The organism is Levilactobacillus fujinensis, from assembly GCF_003946335.1.
Classification (GTDB): domain Bacteria; phylum Bacillota; class Bacilli; order Lactobacillales; family Lactobacillaceae; genus Levilactobacillus; species Levilactobacillus fujinensis.
Map to the genome: position 1 here is coordinate 1 of NZ_RHNX01000042.1, position 20913 is coordinate 20913.

21 protein-coding genes are annotated in these 20913 nt (G+C 47.9%); 14 read left to right on the forward strand and 7 right to left on the reverse strand.

Annotated features, from left to right (window positions below; genetic code table 11):
* The first annotated feature begins 200 nt into the window (after positions 1-200).
* The 10 genes from EKM89_RS12075 to EKM89_RS12120 all read left to right on the forward strand — a co-directional run bounded on the left by EKM89_RS12075 (position 201) and on the right by EKM89_RS12120 (position 9874).
* A complete protein-coding gene (locus tag EKM89_RS12075) occupies positions 201-764 on the forward strand; it encodes a TetR/AcrR family transcriptional regulator (protein ID WP_125688858.1) in 564 nt (187 codons plus the stop codon).
* A gap of 60 nt (positions 765-824) precedes the next feature.
* Entirely contained in the window at positions 825-1709 is an 885-nt protein-coding gene (locus tag EKM89_RS12080) for an SDR family NAD(P)-dependent oxidoreductase (protein ID WP_225421876.1), read from the forward strand.
* A 206-nt stretch (positions 1710-1915) separates the two neighbouring features.
* Positions 1916-3001: an ABC transporter ATP-binding protein gene (locus EKM89_RS12085; RefSeq protein ID WP_125688862.1), complete on the forward strand. Its 1086-nt coding sequence runs from the start codon at positions 1916-1918 to the stop codon at positions 2999-3001.
* A 615-nt stretch (positions 3002-3616) separates the two neighbouring features.
* Positions 3617-3925 (forward strand): hypothetical protein, encoded by a 309-nt coding sequence (locus EKM89_RS12090; protein ID WP_048732305.1) that lies wholly within the window; start codon positions 3617-3619, stop codon positions 3923-3925.
* Between the two features lie 284 nt (positions 3926-4209).
* Complete coding sequence (locus EKM89_RS12095) at positions 4210-4959, forward strand: NEAT domain-containing protein (protein WP_125688864.1); 750 nt, start codon at positions 4210-4212, stop codon at positions 4957-4959.
* 277 nt (positions 4960-5236) lie between these two features.
* Positions 5237-6469: an NEAT domain-containing protein gene (locus EKM89_RS12100; RefSeq protein ID WP_225421877.1), complete on the forward strand. Its 1233-nt coding sequence runs from the start codon at positions 5237-5239 to the stop codon at positions 6467-6469.
* Positions 6462-7262 (forward strand): NEAT domain-containing protein, encoded by an 801-nt coding sequence (locus EKM89_RS12105; protein ID WP_125688868.1) that lies wholly within the window; start codon positions 6462-6464, stop codon positions 7260-7262. The genes EKM89_RS12100 and EKM89_RS12105 overlap by 8 nt, the downstream gene beginning before the upstream one ends.
* An 11-nt stretch (positions 7263-7273) precedes the next feature.
* Positions 7274-8167, forward strand: coding sequence for a heme ABC transporter substrate-binding protein IsdE (isdE, locus tag EKM89_RS12110; protein WP_125688870.1), 894 nt, complete (start codon positions 7274-7276; stop codon positions 8165-8167).
* Positions 8164-9132 carry an iron ABC transporter permease gene (locus tag EKM89_RS12115; RefSeq protein ID WP_125688872.1) on the forward strand — a complete coding sequence of 323 codons (969 nt, stop codon included), beginning with the start codon at positions 8164-8166 and terminating at the stop codon, positions 9130-9132. The genes isdE and EKM89_RS12115 overlap by 4 nt, the downstream gene beginning before the upstream one ends.
* Positions 9113-9874 (forward strand): ABC transporter ATP-binding protein, encoded by a 762-nt coding sequence (locus EKM89_RS12120; protein WP_125688874.1) that lies wholly within the window; start codon positions 9113-9115, stop codon positions 9872-9874. The genes EKM89_RS12115 and EKM89_RS12120 overlap by 20 nt, the downstream gene beginning before the upstream one ends.
* A 647-nt stretch (positions 9875-10521) precedes the next feature.
* Here EKM89_RS12120 and ppx read toward each other — a convergent pair.
* Genes ppx through EKM89_RS12145 form a run of 5 tightly spaced genes read right to left on the reverse strand, consistent with a single transcriptional unit; the run spans position 10522 to position 16610 of the window.
* Positions 10522-11457, reverse strand: a complete 936-nt coding sequence (ppx, locus tag EKM89_RS12125) for an exopolyphosphatase (RefSeq protein ID WP_125688876.1) — start codon at positions 11455-11457, stop codon at positions 10522-10524.
* A gap of 1 nt (position 11458) precedes the next feature.
* Positions 11459-13618 carry an RNA degradosome polyphosphate kinase gene (locus EKM89_RS12130; protein ID WP_263853928.1) on the reverse strand — a complete coding sequence of 720 codons (2160 nt, stop codon included), beginning with the start codon at positions 13616-13618 and terminating at the stop codon, positions 11459-11461.
* A 2-nt stretch (positions 13619-13620) separates the two neighbouring features.
* Entirely contained in the window at positions 13621-15150 is a 1530-nt protein-coding gene (locus EKM89_RS12135; protein WP_125688880.1) for a Ppx/GppA phosphatase family protein, read from the reverse strand.
* Positions 15151-15175: 25 nt separating this feature from the next.
* Positions 15176-15997, reverse strand: coding sequence for a LicD family protein (locus EKM89_RS12140; RefSeq protein ID WP_125688882.1), 822 nt, complete (start codon positions 15995-15997; stop codon positions 15176-15178).
* Between the two features lie 22 nt (positions 15998-16019).
* Complete coding sequence (locus EKM89_RS12145; protein ID WP_125688884.1) at positions 16020-16610, reverse strand: DUF5067 domain-containing protein; 591 nt, start codon at positions 16608-16610, stop codon at positions 16020-16022.
* Between the two features lie 871 nt (positions 16611-17481).
* On the opposite strand from EKM89_RS12145, the gene EKM89_RS12150 reads away from it, so the two are divergent.
* Positions 17482-17925 carry a MarR family winged helix-turn-helix transcriptional regulator gene (locus EKM89_RS12150; RefSeq protein ID WP_125688886.1) on the forward strand — a complete coding sequence of 148 codons (444 nt, stop codon included), beginning with the start codon at positions 17482-17484 and terminating at the stop codon, positions 17923-17925.
* A 57-nt stretch (positions 17926-17982) separates the two neighbouring features.
* Positions 17983-18156, forward strand: coding sequence for a hypothetical protein (locus tag EKM89_RS14105; RefSeq protein ID WP_164480530.1), 174 nt, complete (start codon positions 17983-17985; stop codon positions 18154-18156).
* Positions 18157-18210: 54 nt separating this feature from the next.
* On the opposite strand, the gene EKM89_RS12155 is transcribed toward EKM89_RS14105, so the two are convergent.
* Entirely contained in the window at positions 18211-18663 is a 453-nt protein-coding gene (locus EKM89_RS12155) for an OsmC family protein (protein ID WP_125688888.1), read from the reverse strand.
* Positions 18664-19054: 391 nt separating this feature from the next.
* Between EKM89_RS12155 and EKM89_RS12160 the strand changes: the two genes are divergently transcribed.
* Positions 19055-19234, forward strand: coding sequence for a hypothetical protein (locus EKM89_RS12160; protein ID WP_125688890.1), 180 nt, complete (start codon positions 19055-19057; stop codon positions 19232-19234).
* A gap of 453 nt (positions 19235-19687) precedes the next feature.
* Here the strand turns inward: EKM89_RS12160 and EKM89_RS12165 are convergent, their stop codons facing one another.
* Positions 19688-20059: a DUF1304 domain-containing protein gene (locus EKM89_RS12165; protein WP_125688892.1), complete on the reverse strand. Its 372-nt coding sequence runs from the start codon at positions 20057-20059 to the stop codon at positions 19688-19690.
* Positions 20060-20273: 214 nt separating this feature from the next.
* Between EKM89_RS12165 and EKM89_RS12170 the strand changes: the two genes are divergently transcribed.
* Positions 20274-20768: an alcohol dehydrogenase gene (locus EKM89_RS12170; protein WP_125688894.1), complete on the forward strand. Its 495-nt coding sequence runs from the start codon at positions 20274-20276 to the stop codon at positions 20766-20768.
* Positions 20769-20913 lie beyond the last annotated feature (145 nt).

Consider the following 20913-nt stretch of genomic DNA (forward strand, 5'->3'; position numbering starts at 1 on the left):
CAACCAGCTTCAATCCCCTGAGAATCCCTTGGTATCAGTATTCAGTCCTAGTGACTAATTTGTTCTTGCAATTTGCGACTAATTTTGGACGATGATTCGAACGCTAAACAAGTCGACAAAAATAGTTTTACTCTAAGGATATCAAAGCCATCTCATGGCAAATGATTGACTATAAGTGACTAATCAGTTATTATTAATCCATGCGAAAAATTGATGAACAAAAGAAAATAAAAATTACTGAGGCGGTCATCACCCTAGTAGAGCGGGATGGGCTGACTAATCTGACTACGGCCAAGGTGGCTAAGACGGCTGGTGTTAGTCCGGCGACGTTGTACATTTATTACCAGGACAAGACGGATATGCTCAGTCGTATCTATGAGTTGGTTAAGGATGAGTTGCATGTAGGGCTGTTGGAACGGTTGGCCGGAGATGCCGGGCAGACTGGGCAACAACTTAAGACAATTATGGCTTTTTCTGTGGCACAGTACCGACGTTATCCACGACGGGCCCAGTTTATTCAGACACTATGGACCAATCCAGAGGTTCTGGATGAACGGGCGCGTCAGCATGGGACGGAGTTGACCACGGCCCTGGGACAGCTATTTCAGGAAGTCAGTCAGTCATCGGACTATGCGGCGCTGTCTCAGCCCGCTCTGGAGCTGTTGTTGGCGACGCCTGGACAGTTACTATTGCGGCAACCGCAAGTCAGTGACAAGGAATTGACAACCCTATATCTAGGAATTATAAGAGCGGTTCAGAGATGAATCCTTTTATTTTTCATCATAAATAACTGACTAATCAGTTAGCTAAAGGAGCCTTTTATTTTGAAAAAGATTAGTTTAATTACTGGAGCCACGGATGGCATTGGCAAGATGACAGCATTAGCGTTGGCCCGAGCCGGACAACATGTTGTTATTCACGGGCGTAATCAGGCCAAGGCCCAGCAGGTGGTTCACGAGGTTATTACAGCAACTGGGAATCCTGACGTGGATTATCTGATTGCGGATCTCTTTTCGTTGGCAGCGATTCAGCAGATGGCGACTCAGTTTAACCAACGCTACGATCACCTGGATACCTTGATTAACAATGCTGGTGCCGTATTTGATAATCAACGAGTTGAAACAGCTGATGGGATTGAAAAGACCATGGCACTGAACGTTTTGGCACCATTTCTTTTAACTCGACTATTACTGCCCAGTCTCCTTAAAAGCCAGGACGGACGAATTATCAATATGTCTTCTGCATCCCACCGAGCTAGTGGGCGACCGGATTTGGACGACCTGAATTTGAGTGGCAATTATTCGGGACAACGACGGTATTCGCTATCTAAGCTCTTTGTGATTTGGAATACGCAGCATCAAGCGGTGCTACTACAGCAACGGGGAATCACTCATGTAACGGTCAATGCTTCCCATCCGGGGGCAGTCGCAACTAATTTTGGCCAAGCTAGCAATAAGGGATGGCTCGTTAATAGCATTTATAAGATAGCTTTGGCGCTGTCCAAACATGGTCCTTTCCACGCTATGGCAGCGCCGGAACGGGGAGCAGCTACGAACGTTTACCTAGCGACAAGTCCGGCCGTTCAAGGCATCAGTGGTGCCTTCTGGGGAAAGTCTAAGCAACAACAGCCAGCTACCCGGTATTATTCTGCGGCTGATGAACAACGTGTTTGGGATTACTGTCTGCGGGTCGTGCAACCGTACTTATAGGCGGCTTGCTGTGTTGTGAAAAGTTTACGGAAAGTACTTCCTTAATTTTGCTGCCTATCTTTTCATACTGCGGTCTAAAGAAAAAACTAAGCTCGACTAGAAAATTCCCACTAACCCGATTTTTTTGGTATAATACAACAGACTAAGCCCGGTTCGCTAACGGGCCGTATAGGTAACGTTAATAATTGAGTTAGGAAGTTTAATTCATGGATAATTCTTACAAAATTAAGGTTCAAAACGTCACGAAGGAATATGATCTGTATAAGAGCCAAGCTGAAAAACTCCGGGCCTTCTTTTCGTTGCGTAATTCTAAGGTGCCACACTTCTGGTCACTGATGGGAATCTCGCTGGAAGTTAAGCCCGGTGAGACACTGGGTTTAATTGGGGTCAACGGTTCTGGCAAGTCGACGCTGTCCAACATCATTTCTGGCATCATTCCGCAAACGACAGGTGTGGTTGATGTTAAGGGGGATACTTCAATTATCGCCATTGGTGCTGGCCTGCGGGGAAATTTGACCGGTCTAGAAAATATTCGGTTAAAGGCCTTGATGCAGGGGCTAACTAATTCAGAAATTGATGGTTTGATGGATGATATCGTTTCTTTTGCAGATATTGGTGACTTCCTGTACCAACCCGTTAAGAGCTATTCATCAGGGATGAAGTCACGGCTAGGTTTCTCCATTGCCGTGCACGTTAATCCAGACATTTTGATCATCGATGAAGCCTTGTCCGTTGGGGACGATACCTTCTATCAAAAGTGTGTAGACAAGATTTCTGAATTTAAGGATGAAGGCAAGACCATCGTCTTTGTTAGTCATTCTTTGAAGCAAGTTGAAATTCTATGTGACCGGGTTGCCTGGATTCACTATGGAACTTTGAAAGAGATCGGTTTGACCAGTGACGTAGTTAAACACTATCGTGAATTCACGAAGTGGTTTAAGATTCAGACTAAGAAGGAAAAGAAACACTTTCAACGACAAATGAAGACGAATCAAAAGTCTTTTGATATTGATGCCTACCAAAAGCAGGTCATAGCAGAGCGCCAAGCGGCAGAACCCAACGATGGCAACGTGGCGGCGGAAGTCAAAAAGGAATTCTACGGTTCAGTCATCAGTGAAAAAATGAGCTGGGGGAACCGTTTCTTAACGCTGGCTGTTGGGGTGCTCTTTGTCCTGTCATGCTTGGTCAACGTTTCGGGCCGCTCATTAAGTGATGTTGTGCAGCACCCAAGTAACTTGATTCATCCAGAAACGGTTTTACATGATAACAATGCAACGGCAAACGTGAAGTAAATTAGAAAATAATGATAAAACAGATAGATTTTTATCATGTGGCGTGGTATCTTTAAGTTACCATTTATTTACCCCTTTATTTGATTTCCCAATGAATTGAATAGAGGTTTTATCTCTCATTTGGTGAAGACTAAATGGCGGGGCCGGGAAGGGTGATTTCCTGGCCTCTTTTTTTGTAAAATTAGGAGCAATCTAGCGGTTCTAATGGAATTGAACGTAGCCTTTCAAGCAGTCGCGAAAAATGGAAATCTTTTTTGGTTCCCACTATTCCCCTGTCTGGCAGCAGTGAAGTCTAGGTAGGGGTAGGGGATAAGTGGTGAGCACCCAAACTGATAACCCTAAATAACAATCAAAAATAGTAACTATTTTCAGAAACCTATTGACAGCGCTTACAAAAATGGGTATATTATTACTTGTAAGGTATTAATAATTACCTTCTAATCAATTCTCTTTCTCTCTTATGCCGACCACTGCCATTCCCTGGTAGTGGTTTTGTTTTGCCCAAAATCACGGTATACTAAAACTATTGGGCTGTGGATTGGGGAGCTAACAAGCGAGCAGCGATTAGTTGCAAAATCCACGAGAAGGTTAAATATTGTGCGGAGGTAAGTTGAAATGAAAAGTCACGAAACGTTTACATTGATCGAAGAAATTACACGATTAGACGGTAGCAAGTATATGGAAATCAGTAACATGGTTCAAAATGGCCGAGCAGAGTTAGCTGTTGAACGGAAATTGATCAAGCAAGTTCGGATTCTCCAGCTAAACATTGCCCATACGCCGCACGTTCAAGCCTATGAGGACTACGTGAATGAAAACTATGAGATGCCTGCCGAAGATTTCACAGAATTCCAAGAGTGGGCGAAACCCGAAGAACAGCAGAAGGAAGTTAATGCGATTCTTCACGAAAATCATATTGGGTAGATACTGCTCAGAGGTTGTTTATTTTCTCAGAATTGTGATGTATAAATATAGATTTGGCAAATTGGAGACGTGTTTTCACTTATCATGTGATTCCTATAAATCGGCCGATAGGTGACTGCTGGCTTAAAAATTTAGTTTGATTACTTACTTGGAAAACGGTTAAATATCCGTTTTCCATTTTTAATAATTTGAGCGCTAAATTGTGGTGCTCATTGATTAATCGTGCTAATATGAAACCGGATTCACAAATAAGTTTACTATCTATCACTTTGGAGGGGTTTATCGTGAAAAAATCACTGACTGTGATGAGTACTTTATTAATGTTGTCTGGTGTGGGAGCTGGGATTCCGCTGAGTCAAGTCGCAATACCAACGCAGCGTGTTCAGGCGGCTGCTTTGAACCCGGCAAAGTTAGCCAATGGGACGTACAGTGTTAGTTTCAACATCTTCAAGACCGGAACAACGACGGCGTCCGAAGCGGCTGGTTACTTCAATTCCGAAGCTAAAGTTACCGTGAAGGACCAAAAAGCAACGGTGACGTTAACGGCGACCGCTGCAGCGGCAAACTACATAGATGGTCTCACCTTGGGCAAGAAGGAAGCTAAGGTCACTAAAGCAGCGACTGGTAACACGTACACATTTAGTGACGTTGACCTCCAGAAGGATCAAGCCCTGGACTTTAAGTTAACGGTACCGATGAATGGGAAAGACGTTATCATGCAAGAGTCCGCAACGTTAGCCTTCAAGACCAATACCTTAAAGGCTACGTCCAAGACGTCAACGACCAAGACTAAAACTAAGGTAAAGTTGACGACGAAGGCTGTTAAGAATCAGGCGAAGAAGGTCAGTGGGACCACAAACAAGGGGGCCAAGGTTACGGTTAAGCGCGGCAAGACCACTTTAGGTAAAGTTACGACTAAGAAGCAGGCTTACACGGTTAAACTCAAGAAGGCCGTCAAGAAGAGTTGGAAATTAAAAGTTACGGCAACTAAAGCCGGGTACAAGACCGTTACCGAGACGGTGACTGTCAAGTAAATACTAAAATCACTGCCGGAACGGGTAGTGATTTTTTTCTAAACGTAGGTTTTTAAAAAATTATAGCCGCAAACGACAATTTATGTGGATAATGGCCAATGCTCTTGCAGGTCAATACTGATATACTTTAGATGGGTGATCAATTTTACCATAAATAAAGTATAAGTTCGTAGCTGGCGTTCGCGATAGCTACGTACATAAAGCATCAAGTGGTCTGTTGTTATCAGTCATAGTTTACGGACAATAGGCAGGCATAACGATAATGAACGGGGGAGCAATGATGAAACGGGTTAAATGGGTTTTACAACTACTAGGACTCATGATTGCTGGTATTCTGGCAGTTAATTGGGGTCAGAGCGTTACTGCACAGGCCGCGGTCAGCGGCAACGGTATCTATCAGGTCCCAGTTAAAATTATTAAGGAAGCGTCCAAGACAACGTCATCGGCAAATCAGTTTTTTGGTGATCAAGCGGTCGTACGGGTCAGCGGTAATCACTATACGGTGTTGCTCACGTCCAACGGAGAACAATACATGAAGTCGATGAAGGTTAGTGGACAGATGGTCACGCTGGTAAAAAAGGTCGATTCACAGGCCATCTACCAATTCAATTTGACCAAGCAGACTACGCCACTCGCCACGTTCTTTCAGTTGACCACACCCATGGGTGCTATGAATGAAAAGGCACGCTTGACGTTAGGGTGGTCAGCTGCTAAGAAGGTAACTGACAGTACGGCAACGACCGACCTCTTGATCCAGGCGTCGACACTAGCACAAGCAGCAATTACGACTAGTAGTTCGTCATCAGCAACTAGTAGTTCGTCAACGACGACGAGTCCAGCTGTGACCACCGAAGAAAGCACCAGCACGGCGACGAGTTCAGCTAAGACTACTACGGGAACCACAGCGCAGACGAAATATTGGAAATACCAAGTTTTGAAGAGTGATCGGATGACTCTGTCGGACGCTAACCAATACTACACGGGTATAGCGCGCGTCACCCCAACTGATGGTGGCTATCGAGTTACGCTCATGGTTAGCTATGCTAAGTCATTGAAATTGGGATCGGAAGCCGTGGTGCCAAAGTCGATTGATGGGCAAACAATGACAGATAGTCAGGTGACCTATAGCCAAATTGGCAAGAACTACACGATGGTTTACGGGTTCCACATTGACCGAACCAGTGATCTCACTCGGAGCCTGATCCCTGGAAAAATCCACGTCACGGTGCCTGTCATGCACATAAGCGAGACGTTCCCGATTCGGTTCCAATTTGCGGCCAGTGGTGCGAAGACCCAGCAGCAGGCTGCGGCCGTTGCAGCGTTGCCTAAGAAAAGAGCGACACAACAGACGGCTGATACAGCAGCGACACCCACAGCACACACGGACAGTACAACGCCTAAGAAGCAACTACCGGCGACTGGTGAGCGCGACTCTTCAGCGACGGTCTACGGTGTGGTCGGTTTACTGACAGGAATTCTGTTGATTTGGGGAGGCAAGCGGCATGTCTAAACTGATCAAGTGGTGTTTAGGTGTGGCCCTATTCGTGTTCAGTGGGCTGCTACCCGTCACGGGACATGCCCAAGCCATCTCGTATTCGGCATTAAAGTATGGCACGGCCCAGACGTCAATGGCGAGTGGATACTTTGTCCGGCCCGCTCAAGTGGTTGTGAAAAATCACGCGTACGTGGTCACCATGGATATTAAGACTGCGAAGAAGTTAACGAGCTGGCCAGTTAAGGTGCTGGCGGTCAATGGCAGTGCGCCGGAAAATGTTCGCAAGACCAAGGACAGTGCGGGCAATTCTCATTTATACTATTCATTCGTCACGACTGATCTGAAGCGCGACATCAACGCGAAATTGTATATCTATGTACCCAAGGTCTACAAGGCGACGCACAACATCTCGTTTAAATTTAAAACGGCCGGATTGCCGGCATTAACAGCCACGAAGACGGTCAAGGCGGCTGCCCGTCACCAGTCCAGTGTAGTCAAGCAGGCGTCGCGCACACACATCGTTAGGCAGACGCCAGAGGCCAAGAAGCAGGCTAATGAATCACGACAAGCGGCGGCTAAGCCATCTACGACTAAAGCGCGTGCAAACGCTAAAAATAACAGTTCCAGCAACAAGCGTAGTAGTCAGCCACAACCGACATCATCGTCGTCGAGCAAGTCAGTGCAAGTAACGCGTGCTGCCGACCAAGTCCCTATGCAAAAGACACATTGGGGTGGTCTGATCGGTGGGGCCATTGCGATCGTGGTTCTCGTCGGTGGGGGTAGTTGGTGGTACTTCGGTCGACACTAGGGGGCGACAACGTGAAAAATCCAAGAAAAGTGGGGCTTATTTCGCTAATGGTGCTGATTGTGATTGCTCTGATTGGCGGCGGTATCGCCTGGCAACGACAGCAACAGCGGCGCAATCAGTCGCGAATCGTCGCGACGACCTATGCCATCGTTCAGATTGCCGATAAGCTCAATTTACCCCTAGTCGGTGTGCCAACGACCAGCAACACCTTGCCTCAGCGATATCGTAAGCTGACAAAGGTCGGTAGCCCAATGAACCCTAGTGTGGAAAAGATTGCGGCTTTAAGACCGACGGCCGTGTACGCGGTGACAACGCTGGATGATCAATTTGGTAAGGCGTTTAAGGCCCAACACGTCGCGCCGCACTTCCTTGACTTGACGAGTGTGGCCCATCTTGAGCGGACATTAACGCAACTGGGTAAGCGGTATGACCGTCAAGCTGCAGCGAAGAAACAGGTTTACTTGATCAATCAGGCTAAGCAGCGGGCGAAAAAGCGGGCTCAGAATCGGCAAAAACCACGGGTCTTGGTCCTGATGGGCTTACCCGGGGCTAGTTATATGATTGCAACTAACCACGCTTACGTGGGCGATCTGGTCCATTTAGCGGGTGGTCAGAATGTCTTTACAAGCCAATCACAGGAATACATGGATCCCAACGATGAGGCCATTCAAAAGGCCAATCCACAGGTGATTCTACGGTTGGAGCATGCCATGCCAACGATGGTGACGAAACAATTCAATCAGGAATTCAAGCAGAATGCCATGTGGTCACGAACATCGGCGGTCAAACACCATCGAGTTTATGATCTGCAGGAACCGACCTTTGATGCGACCGCCAATATGGGGGTCGTGACGGCGCTGAATCAGGTCAGTCACTGGCTGTATCCGAAGGAGGCAGCCACATGAAACAGTACGCCAATTGGTGGTACGGTGGGGTCATCAGCCTCTTACTGGTGACCGTTGTGATTGCTCTGATGGCTGGGACAGTGTGGCTCGGTCCACAGCAACTGAGCGTAGCACTTAACGATCACGGTAGCCAAGCCTTTGTCACAATCTTTTCGTTACGGTTGCCCCGAATTTTAAGTAGTCTAATTTGTGGGGGAAGTCTGGCCGTAGCCGGTGCTTTATTTCAGGCCGTCTTTCGGAATCCAATTGCCGATCCCAGCATCTTAGGAATTAGCTCGGCAGCCGATTTCTTCAAACTAGGTGGGGCAATGTTACTCCCGTGGCTTCCCGGGCGCGCATGGCTCATGGCACTACTGGGAGGCTTTGTGGCCCTCGTTGTTTTAACCAGTGGCCGGGCATTGGCCGATCCTTATCGGCTGATCATTGTTGGGGTCGCGCTGGATGCGACCTTTGTTGGGTTACAACAGCTTCTGAGTAGTGGGGCAACGCAGGTCAGTCACAGTACATTCAACGGATCGACATGGCTAGATGCCACAACGCTCCTGGTCTTAGGCGTTATAGGCCTATTCGTGGCACTGCTACTGGCGCCCTGGGCGAACTATTTAAAGTTAACGGATGCCGCCCTGAAAAATGTGGGAGTGCCGGTCAAAGTGATTCGCTGGAGCCTCTTGCTACTGGGGATGTACCTGGCGACTAGCGTAACGGCGGTCGTTGGTGCGATTCCATTTGTCGGTATCGTGGTCCCAAATGTGGCACGGCGGTTAGTGGGCCATGACTATCAAACGGTGATGCCATTTAGTATGTTGGCCGGTGCCTGGCTTATGCTGGCTGCGGATACGCTGGGGCGGACGATCATCGTCCCCAGTGAAATTTCGGCAGCGACCATGATGGCTGTCATCGGGGGACCATTTGTCATTATTCTCTTACAACGGGGGCGGGGACTTCATGGAATGTCAACACGTTAGCTATCAGTACCCGCACCAAGCTGCGGGAATCACAGATGTCACGGGGACGTTCCCAGCTGGACAAGTAACGACCGTCATTGGGCCAAATGGAGCGGGAAAGTCGACAGTGTTAAGATTATTGGCGCGACAACTCCCTGTAGCCGCTGGCCAAATTACGTTAGCCGGAAAATCGTTGGGCCAGTATACGACTAAAGAATTAGCCCAACAGGTCGCCATGGTGGCGCAACGCCACCAGTTGTATGATGACATGACGGTTGGTGAGATCGTGGGGACCGGTCGACTCCCCTATCATAGCCTGTTACAAACGGTCCCGGCAGAAGAGGTCGCTCCTTATCTGGCGACGACGGGGCTGACACAGCTAGTGGATGAGCACATTCAGAACCTATCGGGTGGCCAGCAGCAACGTGTTTGGTTGGCTGCGGCACTCGCACAGGAACCAGCGGTCTTGCTACTTGACGAACCGACGACCTATCTGGATGTCCACTACCAGCAGAAGCTGATGCAGCAGCTTCGTCAACTTGCAACCACGGGGATCACGGTGATTCAAGTGCTTCACGACATTAATCAGGCGTTTCGCTTCAGCGACTGGCTCTGGCTCATCAGAAAGGGCCAACTCGTGACGCAAGGCCGACCGGACGATCTTCGACAAGCAGACCTGTTAGCGCAAACTTTCCAGACGCCGATTGAAATCGTCAGTGTACCACGGCTGGGGCCTTACATCGTGCAGGTACCAGGCGATTAGAAAAAAGAACGGAACCGACTGCCGATTGGATGTACGTTTCGGTCATATAAGCTTGAATAACTGAAGGTTGAAAGTTCCGAAACACACGTTATGACCGTTGTCACAACGATACTGGGTCTAAAATTAGGCAACGTTGTCCAACTATCGCCTTACCGGCCGGCAGATATGGGCTGGATCGGTGCGAACACAACTTGAAGCCTCGAAAAGACCGAGTCTACAAGCTTGGTTTTCTACTAAGCCAGCAAGGAACCCACCTACCGACTAAGTAGAACGACGCGCCTGAGCCCATATCTGCCGACCTCTCGGCTGACGTAGTTGGTTTGAGGCAACATGGATCATGCCGTTTGAAGCGCTATTGAATTATGCTTAAACTTTAGCGACCACTTGGGATTCAGTGATTGGAATTGACATGTACAATCAGAGCCGGAGTGCGGCTGTTTTCACTAATTTAGCCGTGATAATCCTTACTTTCGCAAGAGTAACGCAAACATTTTGGCTTTCAACCTTTAGTTGAATAACAAAAGAGCCTGAGATTTCGTCTCTCAGGCTCTTTGCATTCTAAATTTATAATGGTGAAACGTGGGACACTGAGTCCAGTCATTGCCTTACCGGTCACAAGATAGGAGCCGGAACGGTGCCAACACAACTTATTCTGGCTGGCTCTTGATTTCGTTGATACGATCGAAGAGAATACCGTCCCGCAAGCCGGCGTTGGAGAACGTGATTTGCTGCGAATCCAGTAGGCGCATCAGCAGGGCGACCGGAATCAGCCCACCGATGATGATGTCGGCACGATCCTTAGACAAGCCGGGGACCTTTTTTCGGCCTGCTAAATCGAGGCCCAACAGTTGGGTCAATGTGGCGTAAACGTCGGTCGCCGTCAACTTGTAACCGTGAACGTCTTCAAAGTTAAGAAAATTCTTCTTGCGTCGGTTGATTTTGGCTAACGTCCGGTTAGCACCACCTAGACCAATGACGGGGAGATTGGCAGCCTCTCTGAGCCACCAAACGTCGTTGAACACGTTGTTTACGAAGGTCATGGCGGAGAACAATGAGTCAGCTTGAACGCGGTCGCTTTCCAGGTAGGCTTGCGACAGGGTCACGGAACCCAGTGGAATGGAGACGACCTGTTTCATTTGCCGATTTTGGACCAAAATCAATTCAGATGACGCGCCACCGGTGTCGACCAATAAGCCATTAACAATGGGCAGGGTATTGATCACGCCCAAGTAGTCGTAGCGAGCTTCATTGGCACCAGAGATGACGGTAAATGTGAGGTCAAGTTGTTCTTTAACTTGCCTGAGAAACTGTTTCTGATTACTAGCCTGCCGCACTGCGGCCGTGGCGACGGCCTTGATCTGTTTGTGTTCAAGCCGATCATAGATAGTTTTGAAGTCAGTCAACGCGGCCAATGTTCGTTCGATGGCAGCGGGTTGAAGGAGTTGCTCAGCCCCCATATTTTCCGACAGCCGGACGTAACGTTTGACCTGGTTTACAGTTTTGTAGTTGCCAGCATCGTCGATCTCACTAATGGTCATTCGGACCGAGTTGGATCCCAGATCAATGACGACTAAATTTTCCATATTATTCAGGACTCCGATCAATGGGGGATTTTGGTTGGTTCTTAGGGCTCAACATCGGCTTAAACTGCCGCGGGGCGTTGGTGGCCTTCTCGTGATGCGTAATGGCGGCCTTGATGCGTGCTGCCGCCTGGTTCATGAAGTCTTCCTGTGCGTCTAGCTGTTCCAGACCACGCCGGTCGACGCGAGTGTAAGTCCGGTCGGCTAGTAGCACCCGGGTCTTGACGTTATCATGCCAGAGGGTTGCGAAAATGTCAAAGACCTCTTGACGGAGATCGGATTGTAAAATTGGAAAGAGCAGTTCGACCCGCCGGTTTAAGTTCCGTGTCATGAGGTCGGCACTGGACAAGTAAACTTGGGGATCACCAGCATTAGCAAAGCCATAGATACGACTATGTTCCAGGTAACGACCGACGATGGAGTGAACCTCGATGTTTTCACTGAGTTCGGGAATGCCAACGTTTAAGCAGCAGATTCCCCGCACGATTAATTTTACGTGAACGCCTGCGTGTGAAGCCTCGTAGAGCTTGGCGATCATCGCGGAGTCAGACAGGGAGTTCATCTTCATTTCAATCCAGGCGGGTTGGTTGGCTTTGGCATTGACGATCTCTTGGTCGATCTTGGCCGTAATAAAGTCACGAATGCCATCTGGAGACATGTGCAACTGGTGGAAGTACGGCGGCTCCGAGTAGCCCGAAAGCATATTGAAGATGTTGGAGGCGTCAATCCCCATATCGGTGTTGGTGGTCATCAACCCGAGATCGGTGTAGAAGTGGGCGGTCACATCGTTATAGTTCCCGGTTCCCATGTGCATGTAACGCCGAATACCATCTGGTTCCCGCCGAACAATCAGGGTCAGCTTACAGTGTGTCTTCAAACCGATCAATCCATAGATGACGTGGCAGCCCATCTTTTCCAACTGTTGAGCCCAGTGAACATTGTTCTCTTCGTCGAACCGCGCCTTGACTTCGACCAGTACAGTAACCTGCTTGCCGTTTTGGGCGGCATTGCCGAGGTATTTAATAATGGGTGAGTTCGAAGAGACCCGATATAAGGTCATCTTGATGGCCAGCACCCCGTCGTCACAGGCGGCTTGCCGAATCAATTCGGTCACGGCTGCGAAGGTGTCATAGGGGTGATGGACGAGAACGTCGTGTTGGCGAATGGTCTTGAAAACGTCATCATCGGGTTGGAGACCAGGCGTCCGTGCGGCAGTGAACTTCGAGTAGCTTTCATCATCGTGTCCGGTGATTTGCTTGGTCAATTTACTGAGAAAGGTCAGATCAATGGGACCGCCGATTTCGTAAACGGCATACTCGGAGACCTTGATGGATGAGGTCAAGCGTTGACGCAGGGACTGGCTGATGCCAGCTTCGACCTCTAGCCGGACAGCACCACCATGTTCCCGCTTCTTCAGCTGCTGTTCGACTTCCTTTAACAGGTCAGACGTATCTTCTTCGGCAACGTCCAAGTCCATGTCCCGAATGACCCGGTAATTGGCCGCTTCCTTGACCTGGTAGCCAATGAAGAGGTTACCAATGAAGGTCTTGATGATGTCTTCAAGTAAAATGAAATCGTTGTCGGCACCCGGTAGATTGATCGTCCGCGGGAAAATTTCCGGAACTTGAACCGTGGCAAAACGCTTGTCCTTCTTGTCGCCATTCTTGTAGAGTCGTAGCGCAATGTTCAACGTGTTGTTGCCGATGAATGGAAACGGTCGCGAACTATCAACGGCCATCGGCGTGAGGGCCGGAGAGATTTCATCATTGAAGTATTTTTCAATAAACTTGTGCTGTTGTGGCGTTAACTCTCGTGGTGTGCGTAAGTGAATATTCAAATTAGCTAGTAGGGGCAGAAGCATCCGGTTGAGCGTTGAGTATTGTTTGACGACTTGGTCGTGGGCTTTCGCGTTCACGGCTAGTAGTTGTGCTTCAGCGGTCATGCCAGAAGCGTCTGGCTTTGGATAGTTAACGGCAGCTAACTTAGAAAGTGATGCCACGCGGACCATAAAGAATTCGTCGACATTGCTTTGGGTAATGCCCAAGAAGCGGACCCGCTCGAGCAGCGGAATTCCTTTATCCCGAGCTTCTTCTAAGACACGGTCATTGAAGTCGAGCCAGCTGAGTTCCCGGTTAGTATAGTATTTAGATTTTGTAAAATCCAACGTCATTTGTGTAACCTCCTTTGTTTCAATACGGGTTGGAGACCGAAGACGTCAGTGAAGAACTGCGCCTTGTAGTTAAAGGCCCAGCGAATCAAAGACAACTCGTCGTCGCTGAAGACGGTGATGATGACCTTATTAGTACGGACGGAGACGGATATTTTTTGGATGGTCTGTTGATGCGCATCATCCAGGGCATCCGCCATCCGTAAAATAGCGGATAATTTAGCAATCGTCAGACGTTTCTCAGGGTCCAATTGACGAAAGTGAGCTAGATCTTCAGCTGGCGTTCGCGTGCTGTGGTAGCGAGAAACGGCTGCAATGATTTGAGTTTCATCAGCGGATAAGCCCAACATTTCGGACTGCTTTAGCACGTAATCCGAGTGTAGATAATGCTCATGGGTATCGATAAAGCCGCCGATATCATGGACAATGGCGGCCACTTGTAATAACAAGCGATCGCGTGCCGTAAGGTGGTGTAAAGTGCGTAATTGATCAAATAAATGTAGAGAAAATTTACGGACCAAGTCCATATGATGAGGTTCGACTCGGTAGCGATGGGCAAGGTCATTAGCCGCGGCCAAAATTTGATCCTCAAAGTGATACTTGTGATAGCCAGCTTCAATCGCTTGATTGGTAGTCAACCCGTCTAACACATTTAGATTGACTAAGTGGAGCTTGTCGGCGTGGACGACTGTCAATAACTTTTGAATCAGTAAGACTTCTGGCAGGACCAGTTCGACGTTTTCTTCGGTCAAATGTAGACGTTCCATCAAATACTGGTTGGAAGCGCCCGCCACTTCGTTTGTAAACTTAGTAAATTGTTTACGTGATAAGGTGTGGCTAATTTGGTCGTTCGGAATAAAATAGTTATTTATGGGGGCCGCCCCAATCAAGATGACTTGGTTTGACGAGGTTCGTAGGTTGTGTGGCAAAAACCGGTAGAAGTCGTCAACCTGACTATTGATGTAGTCGTCCAAGACGTCAACTGGATTTGGAGCTGTGGCCCGCAAATTTTGGAGGACTTCCTTGATTCGAATGGGACCAAGCTTCATGTTATGTGAAGCGACGAGGTTGCCATCCCCGAAGAACGACAGGGTCGTGCTTCCAGAGTTCAACCCGATAATGGCGGCGTGATCCTGAACGAGCTCGGCATAGTTGTTGAGATCCAAGGCAATGGCTTCGTTGCGGACGAAGGACTCCTCCCCTAAGGAGAGCCATTCGATGTGCAACCCGGTACGAACAAAAAGTTGATCGCGAATAAATTCGGCGTTGGGTGCCGTGGAGAGGGCCTGGGACCCCCAGATCCGGTAATTAGTCACGCCGTCGTCCTTGATAACTTGCAGAAACCCTCGGAGGGCCTCCACGGCATCGGCAACGGTTTCAAAATCGATTTCTTCATGGTTGTAAATATTTTCCCCAATGGCAACGGTCGATTTTACGCGTTCAACCTGGGTTCCCGTTTTCAGATTAACAATCGATAATTCCATACTAGAAACATTTACTAGGATAGCGCCAAAATAATCATCAGCCATAAACTCATCTACTTTCCCTAAAATTTTAGTCGGTAAAGACTTGGTTATCCATGATCACCCGTTCCAAGTGTTTTTCGGTCCGTTGATTTTCTGGCGGAAGGGCCATGTAGTCGCCATACATACGCGTCAAAATGATAGCATATGTTGCGGGGACCTGAACCGTTAAATGCTCAAAGGCAGCGGGGGTTAGGTCACTTAACTCCGCAACGGGGAAGACTTCCTTCATATAGCTATACTGTGATGCCAGATTTTTGACCTGTAGCAGCGACGAGTCGTCTTGGTACTGGGTCATGACGGCGTCACGTTCGGCCTTTAAACTGTGGGTCTCGGCAAGTTGTTCCGGTGACAACGGACTCTGTAATTTACGTAGCGGATTATCAACCAGGTGGTAGCGTAGCTGGAAGAGGATCCGTGTGTTGAGCAATTGAAATTTAGCCATCTGTTCGCGCTGAAGACTGGTGTCTAATGGAATCCGGTCTAACGGAAAAATGTCGATGAAAATGCCCTTACGCGCGTTGTTGACATTGTTTTTTTCTTCAATATAAGTGTTGCGGTCGAGTAGCTTGGCATAACTGAGACCGTAATTTTCGTCGCTAGTGGGCGTCTGTAAGAAGTAGTGGGTGTCAGTCAATAGCTGGGGCGCCTGAGCTAACAGGCGGTCGTAATCGGCTCGTAGCAACCCCACATCGACATCGTCGTCCCAAGGGATGAATCCCTGATGACGAATGGCTCCCAGTAGTGAACCACCCATGAGAAAATAAGGGAGGTCAAGCTTCTGACAGAGTTGAATGAATTGCGCGAGATTGCCCAATTCGACTTGATGAATGCGATCGATTAAACGCGGCATAGGCGAGTCCTTTCCTGAAACACTAATTGAGTGGGTAGTGACTGACATGAACGATTTGGTGATGGGTATCCTTGAAGGTGACCGTCACGGCTTGCATCGTCTTAGGCTCAAATGTTGCCAGTCCGGTGACTGATTTGCCAGCCTTGACGGGCATGACGGTACGATTCAATTTGTTATTATCCGTGGTCTGACTGGTCGTGAAGGCGAGGTTCCCGGTCCCCAGCGTCTTACCATTCTGTGTAGCACTAACGGCGGCCTGCCAGATGTCGGCGGGGATGATCTCCTTGGTTTGATTGTTGGTCACGGTATAATAGAGAACGAATAAATTCCGGTTGGCCGTGGCACTGGCCGTGACCTTCTCACCGGTTAACTTGAACGTGACGTGATTAATGGTAAACTGCTGATGACTAAAGGCCGCGGTCTTCGCCTGTGAAGAAGTGTTGGTGCTGGATTTAGACGACGTTGCCTGACTGGAACTAGACCGTGAGCTCTTGGCAGTGGACGAAGACTGCTGATGGCTACTGGTTTCGGGCTCTTGTTGACTAGGCGAGCCGCACCCCGCTAGCAGAAGTAGCAGGCTCCCCAGAGCGGCAAGATTTTTAACATGTGACATGGATACTTCCCCCTTGAAATAGATACAATTAATTTAGATTGCTGGCTTAAGCGCTATCATCTTTATCCGCTATGAGAAGAGCGTCTCTACTCTGTGGTGTGTCCACCTGAAAGCCGCGGAAACTAGAGTGTTCAACGATATAGGCTGACAGCGTTGCCCCGGCCGACTCCCATAGCTACCGGCCGTTAAGACGATGACTTGACGATGTTATCCAATTTTAGGTTCACTATCGTTGTGACAACGGCCATAATGAGTATTTTGAAACTTTCAACCGTTGGCATTGGCATACTAGTAAGGGCAATGAATACTTAAGAATTTTCAATATTTAGTGAACATCCGTGGCTAGGACTGCAGATGAATGGCAGTTAGGCCAGTAATCGGGTACTATTACGGATAGACAGCTAAATGCTGAGATTGGATGTGACCATTACCTGTGGTCAATTTCACTATACGGGTTACCTAGTAGCTATCAGAAATTCGGTCAAATGACCACGCTTTCTGATTAAATGACTGACAAACTTAAAAGTATGAGCTAATGCTGTCATAGGATCACAATGCGATTCGAGTGGCTAGTAGATAGAGACTCGGGCTAGCCAGCCACTGACTAAGTAGAAAACCAGCTCGTTAACTTGAAATTTTCACGGCTTTAAGCTCGGCTTACACCGTTCAAACCTATTTTTGACGTTTGATAAGATGATGGGACTGCCAACGTGATTACGACTTAAGCCCAGTCAAAACAAGCTGTGTAGTTACTTCCATTTTAGCATAGGTCGGTCCAGACCACTGCAGATTGGGCAGGAAAAAGGCTGGTATTTAGTAAGCGTAAATGCTAAGATAAAAATCGTATTTTGAGAAATGTAGGTGGGGTAGTATGGCTGAACGAGAAGAATCATTACTAGACGCTTTTATCGACGTCTACATGAGTTCACTCAAGTATTTGGATGAGTTTGTTTCCGAGCCCGCTAAGGAGTTTCATCTTTCGTTCGAGCAGTATTTGATTTTGCGTGATATTACGCAGAATAAGGACGTCACGCTAATGGACATTGCTAGTAAGCGGCAAGTTACGCGGAGCGCCATCTCGCGCCAAATCAAAGTATTGTTGAAGCAAGGTTATTTGCGGCAACAGCCTGATGAGAATGATCGCCGACGTCTTTACCTGTTGGCAACACCAACGGGCACGAAGGCGGAACGGGTCATTCGGCAGCGAATCAATAGTCGTTTTCAGGGCTGGGTTGACGTTTATGGCGATGACCGGGCACATGAGATTTTGAACTTCATTCGGGAGTTCAGCCAGATTACCCGCATGAAGAAATAGCTTACGGCTACAGAGAGCCCAGCGGACTAGCGTTGGGGAAAAAGGAGATTGAAGTCAATGAGCAAAAAGCGCATGAGTGACGAAGAGGCCAAGCGCTGGCGCAAGATTGTCTTCATGGACGATGGTCACGATGACAAGCGGTCACCACGAAAATCACGGTCGTTTGTGTACGGGGAACCGGCACAGCGGTCGTTGTGGGAACGGGTTAAGGACCGGTTGAACCGGCGTTAAAAGAAGAGGGCCACACTATCCCATTGCGGGAGGTGTGGCCTTTTTACTAGGCACTTAGCCCGCGTCGATGGTGGTAATTGGCGTAAACTCTTGGACGAGCTTCACTTGGACATTATCGCTACCACTTAATAACTTAGCAACGGGACAGCGACGTTCAGCGAGGTCAACCATCGCAGTAGCCGTTTCTAAGTCAACACCGGGAATCTTGACCTCGGCTGTGAGATAGAATTGAAAGCCGCGCCGGTCCCGGGCCATTTCCACGATGGTATGGACCTGCGACGTGTGGGTGAGTGCCCGTTTCTTCTCGATGGCTTCAAGGGTGGCGTTGAGACAGGTGCTGAGTGCCAGACCGATAAATTGTTCGGGATTGGCTCCGGGCGCGTCTTCCAAAGGGTGACTTGTCAGAACATCTAGTCCACCGGGAACGTAAGAGTGGCTCTCAAGACCATCGTCATTGTTGGCGACGGTGCGGTAGAGGGGCGGGAATTTTTCTCGATCAATTGCCATCAGCGTCAACTTCTTTCTTATTGTCTAGCTTAAGGTTACGCTGGTTAGCCGAAAAAAACAATGAATTTAATGGGCGAATGTAAGGGCTTACTGATAGAGTGAACCAATGACCGTTTATTCATTAAACAGTTGTGTCAAACTAAGGTTTAGCATTATGACAAGCGGTTGCGCTTATAAGGTATACCAATTGCAATTTATCCGATTAGTTTAGTAATAAACGGGCACAATTAATCCGGACAAATCTCACTGATTTCACCTGTGCTGGGGTTAAAGGGTTTATGTAAATATTTTGTAATAAATGGCTTATAGGGGTAGACCGCTTGGTGGAATATGCTTATAATGTAGGAGACAAGCAGTAGAACACTGGCGATTCGTATTTGGGGGGAGCCATATGTTAACAGAAAAGCTGTCAGAAGAAAAAAAGAAGTTTCAAATGATCACTTGGCGGGCTAAACAGCATGGTGCTCAAGTGGTCGAGCGGGATCTGATGCGGCAGTTCACCGCGACCATTGCTGAACAGGAGGCCATTATGGCCGCTGCACGACGACGTGAAGTTGCACCGGTTGGTTAAGCCACTGGCGTTACGGAAAGCCGTTTAACTGACTTTGAACCGTCCCATGGTAAGCTTATAAGCGTTACAAAGGGGGCGACAAGGATGAAGCATCCAGCAGTGTATTATGTCTATTACCTTGGTGGCGTGGCGTTTTTGGGTGTGATGGTTGATGTTATCTATCACATGATCAGCCTCTGGCTAGTAGCAAGTAGTCTCTAGATAAACAGTGAAGGCGCTCCTCGATTGCCGGGGAGCGCCTTTTTGTATAAATTTTGGCAATAAAAAAGCTAGTTACGTAAGGACGCAACCAGCAGAATAGAAGTATGTGTACGGCTTCAACGGTGTTAATAATGGCTAAATGTCAATTAACTCCTCCAACGATTGAAGACCCGTGGCAGGCTCTCACCTGAATATGTAAATTCATTATAACGTGGCGAGCCGGGTCTGTAAACCACAAAATTAAAGATTCGGTTAAACTAGTTGAGTTAGTAAAACGAGAAACGTCACTAACGCCGGCATTCCTTGGAGCCAAAAAATTTGTTTTTTTACGGTCAAACTTCCGAAAATTGCGACAATAATCACAAATAATAGAAGCAATGCCGTCATAATTAGCAGGTTATGACCGGTGAGAAAGAGTGGTGTCAGTCCAAGTGTGAGGCCGAGCATACCATTGTAAATACCCATATTGGCGAGAGCGGCTTTGGCCTGTGGTTGTTTGACAAAGCTCAGGGGCATGCCAAACAATTCGGCCTGCTTAGCTGATTTGCCAAAGATTTCAAGTCCCATGATACCGAGATGTTCAATTGCAACGAAATAGATTAAGATGGTTAAAATTATGGTCATGATAATTGCCTTCCCTTTATAAAATCTAGTATAGTAGAGTAAAGAATCGTTGGATAAGCGGTTGAGACTAGAAATGTTTCTTACTTTAAGCTAATTTTTAGTTTGGCGTGTAGAATAATTAAGTAAGGATATTTATGTCAGGGGAGCTTGGGTCATTCGCGGGGAGAATGGCGTCACAACAGACCTTATGAAATTTTGAATGGAGGAATTACCCATGAGACTCCTAGACTTAAGTGGACAACAATTCGGCAGACTGACGGTTATTCGTCGAGACGGCACCGCAAAGAATGGTAATGCCACGTGGTTATGCAAATGTAGCTGTGGAAATTTAGTTACAGTGGATAGTTATCGGCTACGCCACGGGATCACGGTGAGTTGTGGATGCTACCGTCGTGACATCAGTAAGGCACGATTGACCAAAGATCCACGGACGCGTAAGCAGATTGGTAACGCCATGAACTTACCATTAGTGAATGGCTCTAACGTTGCTGCACTTACAAAGATTAGTTCCCGTAACATTTCAGGCGTTATTGGTGTCAGTTTCGACAAACGCTCCGGTAAGTGGGCAGCACGTCTATTCTACCATGGTCGGTATATTTTAAACCAGACTTTTACAGAATTTTATGATGCGGTTGCTGCGCGTAAGGAAGCGGAGCAACAATTGGCAAAACAAAATGACTTGCAGTTAAAGGCCTCGGCTGAAGGCTAAATTCAGCGGATTCACCAGCAAATATAGAAGCCAAATCGAGTCGGTCCTGTTGGGGGCCGACTTTTTTGGGCTCTTTGTCAACCGGTGTTGATGGAGGGAATTTCGGAGGTTCAATTCATTTACGAATTGGGCCTCTTTTTTGTAC

Coding starts and splice junctions, on each gene's coding strand:
- EKM89_RS12090 (WP_048732305.1), top strand. CDS start 3,617: ATGAAAAGTCACGAAACGTTTACATTGATCGAAGAAATTACACGATTA.
- EKM89_RS12155 (WP_125688888.1), bottom strand. CDS start 18,663: ATGGCAATTGATCGAGAAAAATTCCCGCCCCTCTACCGCACCGTCGCC.
- EKM89_RS12165 (WP_125688892.1), bottom strand. CDS start 20,059: ATGACCATAATTTTAACCATCTTAATCTATTTCGTTGCAATTGAACAT.
- EKM89_RS12170 (WP_125688894.1), top strand. CDS start 20,274: ATGAGACTCCTAGACTTAAGTGGACAACAATTCGGCAGACTGACGGTT.
- EKM89_RS12145 (WP_125688884.1), bottom strand. CDS start 16,610: ATGTCACATGTTAAAAATCTTGCCGCTCTGGGGAGCCTGCTACTTCTG.
- EKM89_RS12140 (WP_125688882.1), bottom strand. CDS start 15,997: ATGCCGCGTTTAATCGATCGCATTCATCAAGTCGAATTGGGCAATCTC.
- EKM89_RS12100 (WP_225421877.1), top strand. CDS start 5,237: ATGATGAAACGGGTTAAATGGGTTTTACAACTACTAGGACTCATGATT.
- EKM89_RS12115 (WP_125688872.1), top strand. CDS start 8,164: ATGAAACAGTACGCCAATTGGTGGTACGGTGGGGTCATCAGCCTCTTA.
- EKM89_RS12075 (WP_125688858.1), top strand. CDS start 201: ATGCGAAAAATTGATGAACAAAAGAAAATAAAAATTACTGAGGCGGTC.
- EKM89_RS12135 (WP_125688880.1), bottom strand. CDS start 15,150: ATGGCTGATGATTATTTTGGCGCTATCCTAGTAAATGTTTCTAGTATG.
- EKM89_RS14105 (WP_164480530.1), top strand. CDS start 17,983: ATGAGCAAAAAGCGCATGAGTGACGAAGAGGCCAAGCGCTGGCGCAAG.
- EKM89_RS12085 (WP_125688862.1), top strand. CDS start 1,916: ATGGATAATTCTTACAAAATTAAGGTTCAAAACGTCACGAAGGAATAT.
- EKM89_RS12160 (WP_125688890.1), top strand. CDS start 19,055: ATGTTAACAGAAAAGCTGTCAGAAGAAAAAAAGAAGTTTCAAATGATC.
- ppx (WP_125688876.1), bottom strand. CDS start 11,457: ATGGAAAATTTAGTCGTCATTGATCTGGGATCCAACTCGGTCCGAATG.
- EKM89_RS12120 (WP_125688874.1), top strand. CDS start 9,113: ATGGAATGTCAACACGTTAGCTATCAGTACCCGCACCAAGCTGCGGGA.
- EKM89_RS12150 (WP_125688886.1), top strand. CDS start 17,482: ATGGCTGAACGAGAAGAATCATTACTAGACGCTTTTATCGACGTCTAC.
- EKM89_RS12105 (WP_125688868.1), top strand. CDS start 6,462: ATGTCTAAACTGATCAAGTGGTGTTTAGGTGTGGCCCTATTCGTGTTC.